The 13,865-nt window shown below is 70.9% G+C and carries 12 protein-coding genes; 8 read left to right on the top strand and 4 right to left on the bottom strand.

Annotation, left to right across the window (positions count from 1 at the left end; translation table 11 throughout):
- Nucleotides 1-16: 16 nt before the first annotated feature.
- Both F1734_RS20390 and F1734_RS20385 read right to left on the bottom strand, forming a co-directional pair.
- Entirely contained in the window at nt 17-361 is a 345-nt protein-coding gene (locus F1734_RS20390; protein ID WP_010592136.1) for a DUF4873 domain-containing protein, read from the bottom strand.
- A gap of 41 nt (nt 362-402) precedes the next feature.
- Entirely contained in the window at nt 403-1,143 is a 741-nt protein-coding gene (locus F1734_RS20385) for a TetR/AcrR family transcriptional regulator (protein ID WP_203010984.1), read from the bottom strand.
- A gap of 152 nt (nt 1,144-1,295) precedes the next feature.
- On the opposite strand from F1734_RS20385, the gene F1734_RS20380 reads away from it, so the two are divergent.
- From F1734_RS20380 to F1734_RS20350, 7 genes are all read left to right on the top strand, one after another.
- Nucleotides 1,296-2,549: a DUF445 domain-containing protein gene (locus tag F1734_RS20380; protein WP_225222515.1), complete on the top strand. Its 1,254-nt coding sequence runs from the start codon at nt 1,296-1,298 to the stop codon at nt 2,547-2,549.
- Between the two features lie 60 nt (nt 2,550-2,609).
- Entirely contained in the window at nt 2,610-3,143 is a 534-nt protein-coding gene (locus F1734_RS20375) for a helix-turn-helix domain-containing protein (RefSeq protein WP_010592133.1), read from the top strand.
- A 1-nt stretch (nt 3,144) separates the two neighbouring features.
- Entirely contained in the window at nt 3,145-3,984 is an 840-nt protein-coding gene (locus tag F1734_RS20370) for a hypothetical protein (RefSeq protein ID WP_010592132.1), read from the top strand.
- Between the two features lie 75 nt (nt 3,985-4,059).
- The gene (locus F1734_RS20365; protein ID WP_003937507.1) at nt 4,060-4,353 is read left to right on the top strand and encodes a DUF2516 family protein; all 294 of its coding nucleotides are present in this window, start codon (nt 4,060-4,062) and stop codon (nt 4,351-4,353) included.
- Nucleotides 4,354-4,435: 82 nt separating this feature from the next.
- The gene (locus F1734_RS20360; protein WP_010592131.1) at nt 4,436-5,338 is read left to right on the top strand and encodes an AurF N-oxygenase family protein; all 903 of its coding nucleotides are present in this window, start codon (nt 4,436-4,438) and stop codon (nt 5,336-5,338) included.
- A gap of 70 nt (nt 5,339-5,408) precedes the next feature.
- A complete protein-coding gene (locus F1734_RS20355; protein ID WP_203010983.1) occupies nt 5,409-6,446 on the top strand; it encodes an alpha/beta fold hydrolase in 1,038 nt (345 codons plus the stop codon).
- Between the two features lie 63 nt (nt 6,447-6,509).
- Nucleotides 6,510-8,051, top strand: coding sequence for a molybdopterin-dependent oxidoreductase (locus F1734_RS20350; RefSeq protein WP_203010982.1), 1,542 nt, complete (start codon nt 6,510-6,512; stop codon nt 8,049-8,051).
- 18 nt (nt 8,052-8,069) lie between these two features.
- Here the strand turns inward: F1734_RS20350 and purU are convergent, their stop codons facing one another.
- Nucleotides 8,070-8,957 carry a formyltetrahydrofolate deformylase gene (gene purU / locus F1734_RS20345; protein ID WP_203010981.1) on the bottom strand — a complete coding sequence of 296 codons (888 nt, stop codon included), beginning with the start codon at nt 8,955-8,957 and terminating at the stop codon, nt 8,070-8,072.
- Between the two features lie 43 nt (nt 8,958-9,000).
- Entirely contained in the window at nt 9,001-9,861 is an 861-nt protein-coding gene (locus tag F1734_RS20340) for a class I SAM-dependent methyltransferase (protein ID WP_203010974.1), read from the bottom strand.
- Nucleotides 9,862-10,297: 436 nt separating this feature from the next.
- Between F1734_RS20340 and F1734_RS20335 the strand changes: the two genes are divergently transcribed.
- Entirely contained in the window at nt 10,298-13,831 is a 3,534-nt protein-coding gene (locus tag F1734_RS20335; protein WP_476655336.1) for a protein kinase domain-containing protein, read from the top strand.
- The last annotated feature ends 34 nt before the right edge of the window (nt 13,832-13,865 follow it).

Raw genomic sequence — 13,865 nt, 5'->3', positions numbered from 1 at the left:
ACATCCCGTGGCCGGATCAGCCGAGTTCGAGCTCGGTGTCGTCCGGGCGGGTGGGGTAGGGCGGAGCCGACATCCCGTCGACCATGTGGCTGCCCCACAGGTCCGTCTCGGTGATCCGGGCGATCGCCGGAACGGGGCCGTCGGGTCCGGGCACCGTGAGGTGGACGTCGGTGCCGGGGGAGAGGTCGGTGCCCGGCAGGGCTGCCGCGAGTCCGCGGAGACGCCCCCGCCAGCGGTAGCGGCCGCTGATCGGGTCGAATGCCCCCGAGAGCTGGACCTCCGTCGTGGCGTGCTGCTCGCCGACGGTGACCTCGGCGGGGCCGCGGTAGCCGTCGGGTTCGTCGTCGTGTGGGTCGGACATGCCCGCGACCTTACATGTAAACGTCAGTTACACAAACAGGGTCACGGGGTGCCGGCGTCCGGAAGCAGCGGGTGCGGCCGGCTCTTGAAGCGGGCCGGCGAGCCGCCGACGGCTGCGATCCCGGATATGCCGCCCCAGGTCATCATCGTGAGGTAGTTGGTCAGGTCCTCCGCCGACATCGACTTGTTGGAAATCCACCAGTGGGTGGCGAGCTGGATCGCGCCCACGATCGCGTACGCCCACGGGACGGACCCGCCCGAGTCCATCTCCAGGTGCCGCAGCCGCTCACCGATCACCGTCGCGACGAGCTCGGCGATCATCCGCTCCGAGTCGGCCACGACGTCGCGCCCGGCCGCGGCGCTGTTGGTCATCACGTACAGATACACCTCGGGATCGGAGGCGACGGTCTCGACGTAGGTGGCGATCGCGACCCGGGTCAGGTCGTACTCGTCGAGGTCCTCGGCCACCGCCGCGTAGATGCGCGGCGCCAGGATCGTCTCCACGTACCGCAGCATCGTCGCCGTGGTCAGGTCGTTCTTGTCGGTGAAGTACCGGTAGAGAACGGTCTTGGAGACACCGATCTCGGCGGCGATCTCGTCCATCCCGACGTCGCGTCCGCGGGACCGGATCGCCTTGATCGTGCCGTCGACGAGTTCCTCGCGCCGGGCGATCTTGTGTTCGTGCCAGCGACGCTTGCGGCCGTCCTGTTTGGTCGGCGCGGCGGCCGTCGGGACCGGCGTGTCGGTCGGGGACGGGGGCTGGGGAACTCGGTGGTTCGGCACTGGGTGGCACATCCGTTCGCTCGATCGTCCGTCCAGTTTAGAGGGGGCCACGCGGCCGGCCGTGCGGACGTCCCGTTCGGGGCACGACGTCCGTTTCCGCCGCGTCCGCCCTCGCCGGGCGCAGCTTCGGCACAATAGCGGAGGTGCAGCTGATGAGCATCGACGATGACGCCAAGCGCAGGGACCTGCGCCGGATGAAGGCGGTCGCCACCGGCTTCCTGCTCGTGGCGACCGCAATCTACCTGTTCTGCCGCTGGCAGGAGACGCGCGGCGCCGGCGAATGGGTGGGGTACGTGCGGGCCGCCTCCGAGGCCGGGATGGTCGGCGCGCTCGCGGACTGGTTCGCGGTCACGGCGCTGTTCCGGCATCCGCTGGGCATCCCCGTTCCGCACACGGCCATCATCAAACGGAAGAAGGATCAGCTCGGGGCGAGCCTGAGTTCGTTCGTCGGCTCCAACTTCCTCGCCCCCGAGGTGGTGTCGGCGAAGGTCGAGAACGCCCGGATCCCGCTGCGCCTGGGAACCTGGATGGCGGAGCCCGAACACGCCGAGCGGATCGCGCAGGAGACGTCGACGGTGCTGCGGGGACTCGTGACGGTCCTGCGCGAGGAGGACATCCAGCAGATCATCGACAACACCATCGTCAAGCGCATCGCCGAGCCGGAGTGGGGGCCGCCCATCGGCCGGGTGCTGTCCGAGCTGCTCGCCGAGAACCGGCAGCTGCCGCTGATCGACATGCTGGCCGAACGGGCTCACCAGTGGGCCCTCGGCAGCCAGGAGACGATCGATCGCATCATCAGCCGCGACTCGCCGTCGTGGTCGCCGAAGTTCGTGGACCTGCTGCTCGGCGAGCGGATCCACCGCGAGCTGGTCGAGTTCACCTGGAAGGTGCGGTCCGACCCCGACCACGAGGTGCGTGTGGCCGCGAACCGGTTCCTCGCCGACTACGCGCGGGACCTGCAGCACGATCCGGTCACCATCGCCAAGGCGGAGAAGGTCAAGGCGGAGATCATGGGTCGGGAGGAGGTCACCCAGCTGGCCTCCGCGACGTGGCGGGCCGCCAAGCGGATGATCCTCGAGTCGGTCGACGACCCGCACAGCACGCTGCGCACGAAGGTCACCGAGAACGTCATCCACTTCGGGGTGCGGCTGATGGAGGACCACGAGCTGCGCGGCAAGTTCGACCGCTGGCTGCTCGACGGGGCCCGGTACATCGCGGCCAACTACGCCGACGAGATCACCGCGGTCATCCGGGAGACGGTGGAGCGCTGGGACGCGGAGGAGGCCAGCCGCAAGATCGAGCTCCAGGTGGGGCGCGATCTGCAGTTCATCCGGATCAACGGCACGGTGGTCGGGTCGCTCGCCGGTCTGGCCATCTACACGTTCTCGAATCTGCTGTTCGCGTGACGTTCCACACCTGCTAGCAGAGTGCTTGCTACAGCTAGCACTTGTCGGTACAGTGGAACCGTGTCCACGAAGGAACGGGGTGAACCCGCCGACGGAGGGGACGATGACAAGGACGATGCGTCCGGCGCCACCGAGATCGCCACGCGGGTGGTCAGCACTGCCGCGCAGGACATCGGCAGTTTCATCCGCTCGCAGCGCGAGGCGGCGCAGGTGTCCCTGCGTCAGCTTTCCCAGCTCGCCGGCGTCAGCAATCCCTATCTGAGCCAGATCGAGCGAGGGCTGCGCAAGCCCTCGGCCGAGGTGCTCGGGCAGATTGCCAAGGGGCTCCGGATGTCCGCGGAGGTCCTCTACGTCCGGGCCGGGATCCTGGAGCAGCGCCCGACGAGCGCGGTGCGCGACGCGCTGCTGGCCGACGCCGTGCTCAACGAACGGCAGAAGCAGGTCCTGCTCGACATCTACGAATCGTTCTGCCGAGAGAACGGTTCCCACCCTTCCGGGGCGGACCTCTCACCCGAGGTGTCTGCACCCGAGGTATCCGCACCCGCGGCCGCTGCCCCGAACGGCGCGACCGACCCCGATCGACAGGAGAACTGACATGACCGATCCGAAGAACCTCGCCACCCCGCTGTACGCCGCTGTCGGCGCCGGCGACACCGTGGTCCAGGCGGTGGCCGACATCGTGGCTCGCACCCGCCGTCGCGCCGAGACCACCCAGACCGACGTCGGCGACCGGGTCGACAGTGCCCGGGGCCGTCTCGCCGACTTCCAGGAGGACCTGACCGAGAACGTCGAGTCCCTGCGCGAGCGGCTCGCCGGCCTGCCGGCCGAACTGCCCGAGGATCTCGCCGAGCTGCGCGAGAAGTTCACCGCAGAGGAGCTGCGCAAAGTCGCCGAGGCCTACCTGAAGGTGGCCTCCGACATCTACACCGCACTCGCCGAGCGCGGTGAGGAGACCATCGAGCGGCTGCGCAAGCAGCCGGTCGTGGAGGAGGGCATCGGTCGCGCCGAGGCCGCGTTCGGTGACGCCGTCGAGCTCACCGAGGAGGCGCTGGGCACCGTGGCCCGACAGACCCGCGCCGTGGGCGAACAGGCCGCCCGGCTCGCGGGCCGCGCCGCCGGCCGGATCGAGGAGACCGCCGGCGACGTCGGCGAGGCCATCTCCGGGGCCGGCGAGGAGGCCGGCCTGCGGGTGCTCGACCTCGGTGGCCAGGCCCAGGAGGCGGCTTCGGAGGCCGCGGACCGGGTCGAAACCGCCGCGCTCGAGCTCGACGAGGCCGCCACCAAGGTCGAGGAGGCCGCGGAGAAGGCAGCCGCGCCGAAGACCGAGGCTCCGGCGCCCAAGACGCCGGCCAAGGCCCCCGCCAAGGCTGCGGCCAAGACGCCGGCCAAGGCGCCCGCCAAGAAGGCGGCGCCGCGCAAGACCACCGGCGCCTGATCACACCGGTCGGTAGAACCGCCGACGGCCCCCACGCGACCTCCGCGTGGGGGCCGTTGCTCGTACCATGGGAACGTGCCCAACGTCGATTCTCTCGCCGCCCTGATCATTTTCGCTCTGCAGATCGTCGCGCTCGCCGGGGCGGGTTTCGCCCTCCTGCATGCCGTGCGGCAGCCCGCCGAGGCGTTCCCCGCGGTCGACAAGCTCACCAAGCCGGTGTGGCTCGGCATCCTCGCCGCCTCGCTGCTGGTGATCGTCGTCTTCTGGGGCACCTTCATGATGCTCGGAATCATCGCGGTGATCGCCGTGAGCGTGTACCTCGTCGACGTGCGACCGCGGGTGGACGAGGTACAGCGGCCGCGCTGGTAGTTCCGCTCGGAGGCCTTGACAAGCGCCGAGCGGTTGATGACACTTCGGGTAACGGGTAATTACCGAGACGAGGTGATCGACGATGGCGCTCACCCGGACCGTCCGCACGGACGACCGTGAGGACACCGCCGAGAGGCTGCTGGCCTCCGCGGCCCGTTCCTCCTACGACCCGGCCCTCGAGATCGACTGGGATGCCCCTGTCCCCGCCGACAAGTACGGGATGACCCCCGAGTGGAGCAGCCTCTACGGCACCGCCCTGTGGGAGTCGATGAGCGAGCGGCAGCGGATCGTCCTGACCCAGCACGAGGCCGCCAGTATCGCCGGCACCGGCATCTGGTTCGAGATGATCCTGATGCAGATGCTCGTACGCGACCTCTACCGCCGTGACCCCGCCACCGCCTACGTCCAGTTCGGGCTCACCGAGATCGCCGACGAATGCCGGCACTCGACGATGTTCGCGCGCGCGGCACAGCACTTCGGGATCCCGTCCTACCGGCCGAAACGCTGGATCCGGGAGAGCGGCCGGCTGTTCAAGGCCACGGCAGGCGGGGCCCTCGCGTTCGGTGGAACCCTGTTCGCCGAGGAGATCCTCGACGCGATGCAGCGCGACTTCATGCGCGACGAGCGGGTCCAGCCCGTCACCCGCACCGTCAGCCGCATCCACGTCGTCGAGGAGTCCCGGCACATCCGCTACGCGCGCGAGGAGATCGTCCGCCGCACCCGCCACCTGTCCCGCACCGAGCGCGTCCGCGTCCGGCTGCAGCTGGGCATCTCCGCGTACTTCGTCGTCACGAGCCTCGTGCACGACGACGTCTACGCCGCCGCGGGGCTCGACGTGGCCGAGGCCACGGCTGCGGTACGGGCCAACACGCACTACCACGACCGGCTCCGTGAGGGCGCCCGACGGACGATCGAGTTCCTCGACGGCGTGGGCCTGATCGGGGGGCCGTCGACCCTGCTGCTCCGCCGCGCCCACGTCCTGTGATCGCGGACCCGTCCCTCGGCCGCCGCGTCCCGCGACGGCCGTCGTTCCAGGAACCAGGAGAACAACACAGGTGAAGAAGCCGTCCCGCAGGACCACCCTGGCGCTCGCCGGGGCGGCCGGCGCTGCCGCCGTCGCCGGACTCGTGGCCTACCGCGCCCGCCGTCGCCGCACCGTGGTGCGCGCCGCCGACCGGCCACCGCACGCGCTGCTCGCGCCGCCCACGCTGGACCCCGACATCGTCGACCTCACCACCGACGACGGCGCTCACCTCCACATCCGCGCCTACGGCGATCCGGACGCCGATCCGATCGTGCTCAGCCACGGGTGGACGTGCAACGCCGACTACTGGATCCCGCAGATCAACGCACTCGCCGGGCGCTACCGGGTGATCACCTACGACCAGCGCGGTCACGGCCGCAGTGACCTCGGTACCCGGACCTTCGGCCCCGACGTCCTCGCCGACGATCTCGCAGCGGTCCTCGCGGCGACGGTGCCGGCCGGCCGCAGGGCAGTGCTCGCCGGGCACAGCATGGGCGGCATGAGCATCATCGCGTGGGCCGGCCGCCACCCCGAGCAGGTGCGGGAGAAGGCGTCCGGAGTGCTGCTCGCGAGCACCGGCACCGACAGCCTGCTCGCCGAGGCCGCGCTGCTGCCGCCCCGCCTGGGCCGGGTACCGGAGCCCGTCGCGCGGCGTGTTCTCGGCGCCGCCGTGCCGCTCGTCGCCTCCCCCCTGACCACCCGCGCGCTGAAGTACGTCGCCCTCGCGCCCGGTTCGAGCACCGCCGAGGTGGAGTTCTGCGAGAAGATCGTGCTCGGCTGCACCCCCCGGGCCCGGGGCAACTGGGGGACGGCGCTCAGCGCAATCGACATCCGAACGGGGCTCGAGCACCTCACCGTCCCGACCACCGTGCTGGTCGGCACCGCGGACCGCCTCACGCCGCCGGTGCACGCGCACCGGCTCGCCGAGGCCCTCGAGGCCGCCGGGCACCTCGAGCATTTCGTCGTCCTCGACGGGATCGGACACATGAGCTCGGTCGAGGCGATCGACGCGTTCGACGACGAACTGCTGTACCTCGCCGAACGGGAGCCCGTGCAGGCAACCGCCTGACGCTCCCATCCGCGGGGGTCGCGGCACCGAACCCCCGGTGTGCCGTCGACCGGAGAAGGACCCGTGACAGTGTCGGGCCACCGCGCCGCGCGTGCCCTCGCCGGACTGGTGTCGTTCGGCGTCGTCCTCGGCGTCGGCGAACTGCTCGCCGCGCTGATCGGCCCGGCGTCGTCGCCGTTCTACGCCGTCGGCGCCACGACCGTGGACCGGGCGCCCGCGTGGGCCCGCGAGTTCGCGATCGACACCTTCGGAACGTCGGACAAACCGGCGTTGTTCATCGGCATGTCGGTGATCCTCGCGGTGCTCGCCGTGGTGGCGGGGCTGCTCGAACAGCCCCGCCGCCCGCGTGGCGGCGTCGTCATCGCGGTCCTGGCCGCCGTCGGCGGGTACGCGGCGCTGAGCCGGCCGGGCGCCACCGCCGTCGCCGCGTTGCCCACGGTCGTCGGCGCCGTCGCGGGCGCGGTGCTGCTGCAGTACGCCGTCCGGCTCCTTGCCGCATCCGGCGTCCGCGACGACGGGACGGTCACCCCGGCGGCGTGGCCGCGCCGCCGGTTCCTCACGGTGCTCGGCACCGCGGCCGCCGTGGCCGTGGCCGCCGGCGCCGCCGGCCGGCACCTCACCGACCGGCTGGCGCGGGCCGTCGAGGACCGTGCCCGGTTCCTGATCCCGCGGCCGGCCCGGGCCGCCGCTCCCGTGCCGGCGGGCACCGAGGTGACGGTCCCCGGCGCGACGCCCTTCCTCACCTCGCCGGCGGAGTTCTACCGCATCGACACCGCACTGCGGGTGCCGCGGTTGCGCACCGCGGACTGGCAGCTGCGCATCCACGGCATGGTCGAGCGGGAGGTGACGCTCACCTGGGACGATCTGGCCGCGTTCGAACCCGTCGAACGGATCCTCACCCTCACCTGCGTGTCCAACGAGGTCGGGGGCGACCTGGCCGGCAACGCCCGCTGGATCGGATACCGGATGCGCGACCTGCTCGCGTGGGCCGGGGTCCGGGCCGACGCCGACATGCTCCTGTCCACCAGCGCCGACGGCTTCACCTGCGGCACCCCCGTCGCCGCCGTCCTCGACGGCCGCGACGCCCTGCTCGCCGTCGCGATGAACGGCGAACCGCTGCCGTTCGAACACGGATACCCGGCCCGGCAGGTGGTACCGGGCCTGTACGGCTACGTCTCCGCCACCAAGTGGGTCGTCGACTGGGACCTGACCCGCTTCGACCGGGCCGAGGCCTACTGGACGAAACGCGGCTGGGCCGAGCAGGCCCCCGTCCGGACCGCCTCACGCATCGACGTTCCCGCCGCCTTCGGCCGGCTCGAATCCGGGCCCGTGGTCGTCGCCGGTACCGCGTGGGCGCAGCATCGCGGCATCGACCGCGTCGAGGTCCGCGTAGACGGCGGCCCCTGGAACGACGCCGTGCTCGCCGAGGAGTACTCGCTCGACACGTGGCGGCAGTGGACGTGGCGCTGGGATGCGACACCTGGCACGCACACCCTCGAGGTGCGTGCCACCGACGGGGAGGGCCGGGTGCAGGACGAGCAGCGCCGCCCGCCGATCCCCGACGGCGCCACCGGCTGGCACAGCCGCACCGTCACCGTCGGCTGACCGGCGGATCCCGCGTCGTCAGCTGAAGACGACGGTCTTGCTGCCGTGCACCAGCACCCGGTCCTCGAGGTGCCAGCGCAGACCGCGGGCCAGCACCAGCTTCTCGACGTCCCGTCCGAGGCGCACCATGTCGCCGACGGTGTCGGCGTGACCGACGCGCACCACGTCCTGCTCGATGATCGGGCCGGCGTCCAGCTCGGGGGTCACGTAGTGGCACGTCGCGCCGATCAGCTTCACACCGCGTGTGAAGGCCTGATGGTAGGGGCGTGCGCCGATGAACGACGGCAGGAAGCTGTGGTGGATGTTGATCGCCCGGCCCGCCCAGTGCTCGCACAGCTCGGGCGGCAGGATCTGCATGAACCGCGCGAGCACGACCGCGTGCGGATCGTGCACGTCGACGAGCTTGCGCACCTGCTCGAACGCGGGCCCGCGCTGCTGCGGATCCTTGGGGAAGGACACGTAGTGGAAGTCGATGCCGTGCCGGCGGGTCACCCGCTCGAGGTCGGGATGGTTCCCCACGACCGCGCAGATCTCCGCGTTCAGCTCGCCGGCGGCCACCCGGCCCAGGATGTCGTGCAGGCAGTGGCCTTCCTTGCTGACGAGGAGCACCACCCGCTTGGTCTCGCCGGTGTCCTGCAGCGTCCACTCGGTTTCCGGGCCCAGTTCCGCCGCGACGGTCGCGAATCGCTGGCGCAGTTCGTCGAGGCCGAGCGGAATGGAGGAGGCGCGCACCGCCTGACGAGTGAAGAACCAGCCGCTGTCGGGGTCCGCGTGGTAGCCGGCTTCGACGATCGAGCCGCCCACGTCCGCGAGGAAGGTCGAGATGCGGGCGACGATGCCGGTGGCGTCGGGGCAGCCCAGTGACAGTACATACCGACGGTCGTCGGACGAGGCAGCGGAGGTCATGCCGTCCAGTCTCTCAGGTGGGATCCCGGCCCCACCCGACCGGTCACACCGTCGCGGGGGGCCGCCGGACCGTGGCGGTCCCGACGAGGGTCGTCGCGTCGATCGTGTGGATGCCGCGCTCGGTGACGGCCGCGAGGAATTCGGCGCGCACCGCGGCGACCGCGTCGGCGTCGAGCCCGGCCAGGACCGCCCGCAAGCCCGATCCGGTCACCAGTGCCCAGCACAGCTCGTCGGTGGCGGGGAGCAGGCTCGACAGGGTGCGTACCTCCACCGAGTGGGTGCCGGCGGCCGCGAGCCACGCCTCGAGGGTGCGCGGCAGGTCGATCGTGTGCAGCGGCGTCCGGTCCCGCAGCGACGGCCGGCCGGCCACCGCCGGGTTGCGCCGGCCGACGACGTCGAACAGCGTCGCGCTGATCTCCTCCATCGCCCCGGCCCGCCACACGGTCACACCGACCCGGCCGCCGTGCCGCACCAGGCCCACCAGACGATCGAACGTCGCGTCCATGCGGGGCAGCAGGAACACCCCGTAGGAGACGGCGAGCGCGTCGTACCCGGCCTCCGGGACCGCGGACGGCGGTTCCCACGTGGTGGCGTCCGCGCACACGAAGTCGATGTTCTGCAGCGCCCGCTCGGCGGCGACGAGCCGGCCGATCTCGAGCAGGTCGTCGGCGACGTCGATCGCGTGGACCCGGCCGGTCGGTCCCACCGCCGCCGCAGCGGGCAGCGCCGAGGCGCCGGCGCCGCAGCACACGTCCAGCACCGTCGCGCCGGGACCGGGCCCGAGCTGGAAGATCAGCGCCTGCCCGGCCGGACCCCACACCGTCGGGGTGAGCCGGTCGAAGTCGCCGCTCGCGTCGTCGAAGGTGCTCGCGAGCCGTGCCGTCTCGTCCACTGCGTCGGCCATGCCTGGTCCTCGGGTTCTCGAAGCCGGGGCCGGAGCCCCGGACGCCCAGCGGTGCAGCCGATACCTTATTGCAATTCCGAACGTTTCAGTTCCGTAGGCTGGATGGCTCCTTCGCGTCCGGTGAGACGAGTGCGGTGCGGCGGCGAGGACGGGGATGCCGGTCGTGACCGTCTTCCGGGCGACAGGAAGCGTTGGGCGAGTTCGACGTCGGAGCCGGGGTGCGCATGGTCACCGCCGGCGCGGTGCCGTTCACCCGCGCAGGACCTCGCGCTCCTCGCCGGCAGGGAATGACCCGCGAATCCGGCCGCAGCCGTGGAGAGAACCGGCCCGTCGGCACGACGGACTTCGCGCGGGCGGCGCCTAGAATCGGAAGCAATCCGAGGTGGCGTCATGATCAGGTCCGCAGATCACCGGCCGGCAGAACCGGCCACCGGCAGTGCCGCGGTATACCTCCCGGAGTGCCGGGCGCAGTCCGAAGACCGGGTGCACAGTGTCCGGTGACGCCGCTGCACGTTCCGCTGATCCGCCCCCGAGGGAGCTCGCGGACGAATTGGGCGCGGCCGGTTTCGTCGAGCCGCGGGTGGCAGGGCGGGGAGGGTTCGGCATCGTCTACCGCTGTCGTCAGCCCGCCCTCGACCGAGTGGTAGCGGTCAAGGTGATGAGTCCCAGTCCGGACGAGACCGACCGCGTGCGGTTTCTGCGCGAGCAGCAGGCGATGGGCCGGCTGTCGGGGCATCCGAACATCGTGCACGTGCTCGAGGCCGGCGTCACCCGTACCGGGCGTCCCTTCATCGTGATGCCGTTCCACCGCCGGGACTCCCTCGAAGCCTGGATCGACCGGCGCGGGGCCCGCACGGTCGCCGAGGTTCTCGACATCGGCATCAAGGTGGCCGGGGCGCTCGAGACGGCGCATCGGGCGGGTGTCCTGCACCGCGACGTCAAACCGGCGAACATCCTGATCTCCGAGTACGGCGAACCGCAACTGACCGATTTCGGGATCGCCCGGCTGTCGGATCGGCAGGACACCACGCGGGGCTTGGTGGTGGGCTCGCCCGCCTACACCGCGCCGGAGCTGCTGCACGGGCAGTCTCCGTCGGTCGTCTCGGACGTCTACGGACTCGGCGCCACCTTGTTCACCGCTCTGGCCGGCCGGCCTGCCTACGCGCGCCGCCGTGGGGAGGAACTGGTGGCGCAGCTGCTGCGGATCAGCACCGAACCGATTCCGGATCTGCGCGAGCGGGATGTTCCGGAGGGGGTGTGTGCGGTGATCGAGCACGCGATGGCCCGGGAGCCCGCCCACCGTTTCGGTACGGCGGCGGCGTTGGGGGAGGCGCTGCGCAGCGCCGGGACCGATCTCGGTTACCTCGTTGCCGACCTGCCGCTGCCGTTGGCCTGGGACGAGGAGAGCCCACCGCAGCCGGAAGGTCGCGAATCCCCCGCGACCGCGGCGTATCTGCGCCTCGACCCGTCGGCTGGTGGATCCGTGCCCGCTCGTCCGCCCGCCGTGGCGACCAAGTACCGTCCACCGGTCGCGGCTCATGCGATGGTGCAGCGCACCCGGTTGCTCGACCGGCTCGGTACCGCGACCCGGGCGCGACTGATCTTGATCCACGGCCCGGCCGGATACGGCAAGACCACTGTGGCCGCCCAGTACGTGCGGATGCTCGAGCACGACGGTGGCAAGACCGCGTGGTTGTCGATCGACGAGGACGACAACACCCCCGCCTGGTTTCTCGCGCATCTCGTCGATGCGGTCACTGTGACCCTGCCCCGGCTGGGCAGAGAGCTGACCCGTGTCCTGGAGGGACACGGGGAGGGCGCCGAGCGGTTCGTGCTGACCACCCTCATCAACCGGACACACACGGGCGGGCAGCACATCGCGGTGGTACTCGACGACTGGCACCGGGTGACCAACCCCGCCAGCCGGGCCATCACCCGGTTCCTGCTCGAGCAAGGGTGCCACCACTTGCAGCTGGTCGTCACCAGCCGGGCCCGGCAGGGCCTGCCGCTGAGCGGCCTGCGCGTGCACAACGAGTTGATCGAGATCGACGCCGCCGCTCTGCGCTTCGATGTCGACGAGTCCCGCGAGCTGCTCACCGGTACTACCGGATTGACCATGGAGGACAAAGACATTGCCGAGCTCGAGGAAACAACCGATGGGTGGGCGGCGGCCCTGCAGCTGGCCTCGCTGGCACTACGCGAACACCATGACCCCCGGACGGTCATCCGCCAGCTGTCGGGCCGGCATCGCGCCCTCGGCGAGTACCTCGCCGAAAACGTCCTCGACAGCCTCGAAACGGACCTGCTCGACTTCCTGTTGGCCACCGCGGTCAGCGAACGCACGTGCGCAGCCCTGGCCACCGCCCTGACCGGCCGCCGGGACGCCCAGGCCGTGCTCGAGGACGTCGAAGACCGGGACCTGTTCCTCACCCGGCTCGACGAGGAAGGACAGTGGTTCCGTTACCACCACCTGTTCACCGACTATCTACGCCGCCGGCTCGAACGAGGCGACCCGGAACGGCTGCACGAGCTGCACCGGACCGCGGCCCGGTGGTTCGCCGATCAACGCCTCTCGAGTGCGGCGGTCGATCATTTCCGCGCTGCCGGCGACGACGACGCGGCGATCGACGTGGTCGAGCGGGAAGCAATCCCACTGCTCGAACAATCCCGGATGAACACTCTGCTCGGGTTGGAGACCAAGCTACCGACGACCGCCGGCGCGATGCGGCCACGCCTGCAGCTGGCGGTGGCCTGGGCGCACGCACTGCTGCACCACCGCACTGCGGCCAACGACGCTCTCAGCCGCCTCGAGGCAGTGCTGCCGACCGTGTCCGGCGACGAAGAGGCTGACGCCCGGGCCGAGGCCTCTCTCATCCGGGCCACCATCACCGTCTTCGACGACCGTCTCGACCACCTCGGTGAGGCACTCGAGGCATGCATCGCCCGCGCCGACAGACTCCGTCCGTGGATTCTGTGCGGTGTTGCCGATGTGGCCTCGTTCCGCGAGATCCAGCGGTTCGACTTCGACGAGGCCCGGCGCTGGCAGCAATGGGCACGCCCGTACCACCGCCGCGCCTCCGGGCCGTTCAGTGTCATCTACGGCTATTGCCTCGATGCAGTGGCCGCACGGGAACAACTCGATCTCGACGGCGCCGAGACGAGCCTGCGCCACGCCATGCACCTGGCCACCGCTTCCGACGAAGACAATTCCTACAGCTCCCGCCTCACCGGTGCCCTCCTCGGGGAAATGCTGTACGAACAGGGAAACCTCGCCGAGGCCGAAGGCCTGCTCGACGAGAGCTACAGCCTCGGCGCCGAAGGCGGAACCGTCGAGTTCATGCTCGCCACGTACGTCATCGGCGCTCGCCTGAAGCATCGCCTGGGGCAGCACGAACAGGCCGCCGGGCGACTGGCCGAAGGGGAGCGGCTGGCACTGTCACTGCAACTGCCCCGTCTGGCGGTACATATCACCAACGAGCGCATCCGGACGGGCATCGGGATACCGCAGGTCTCCCCGGACGCCTTTCCTCCCGGGCTTCCGAGCGACGTTCCTGACGGGATCGCCCAGGTCACGGCCGAGACCACGGAAGAGGCGGCAATCCGGCTGCTGCTCGCCGCCGGCTCCGACAGTGACCGGACACACGCGTGCCGGCGCGCCCGAATCCTCACCGAGTCGATCAGCGCCACCGACCGGCCCCGAGCGTCCCTCTATGCCCGCTTGCTGCTGACCGAGTGCCTTGTCACGGTCGGCTCACTCGAGGAAGCGGAACGAGTGTTGCTGCCCGTCCTCGAGCAGTGTGCACGGTCGGGGTTGGTCCAGCCGGTCCTCGATACCGGACCCGCTGTGCGAGAACTCGTTCGACGGGTCGGTGCGGACCGGCACGACCGCAGCATCAGCCCCGCCCTCGCCCACTTCCTCGATCGGCTGCACACAGCACCACAGCCGTCCGCAACACCGGAGGACACGTGAGTCCTCCCACTCCGGGGAACACCGGATCGAGCGC

Source organism: Rhodococcus ruber, assembly GCF_016804345.1.
GTDB classification, from domain to species: Bacteria; Actinomycetota; Actinomycetes; order Mycobacteriales; family Mycobacteriaceae; genus Rhodococcus; species Rhodococcus ruber.
Note: the sequence above shows the minus strand (reverse complement) of the source record. Positions and strands in the feature narration are given on the sequence as shown.

What these genes read in the sequence shown, in the direction of transcription:
- F1734_RS20390 (WP_010592136.1), bottom strand. Translation starts at nt 361, where the DNA reads ATGTCCGACCCACACGACGACGAACCCGACGGCTACCGCGGCCCCGCC.
- F1734_RS20380 (WP_225222515.1), top strand. Translation starts at nt 1,296, where the DNA reads ATGAGCATCGACGATGACGCCAAGCGCAGGGACCTGCGCCGGATGAAG.
- F1734_RS20370 (WP_010592132.1), top strand. Translation starts at nt 3,145, where the DNA reads ATGACCGATCCGAAGAACCTCGCCACCCCGCTGTACGCCGCTGTCGGC.
- F1734_RS20360 (WP_010592131.1), top strand. Translation starts at nt 4,436, where the DNA reads ATGGCGCTCACCCGGACCGTCCGCACGGACGACCGTGAGGACACCGCC.
- purU (WP_203010981.1), bottom strand. Translation starts at nt 8,957, where the DNA reads ATGACCTCCGCTGCCTCGTCCGACGACCGTCGGTATGTACTGTCACTG.
- F1734_RS20340 (WP_203010974.1), bottom strand. Translation starts at nt 9,861, where the DNA reads ATGGCCGACGCAGTGGACGAGACGGCACGGCTCGCGAGCACCTTCGAC.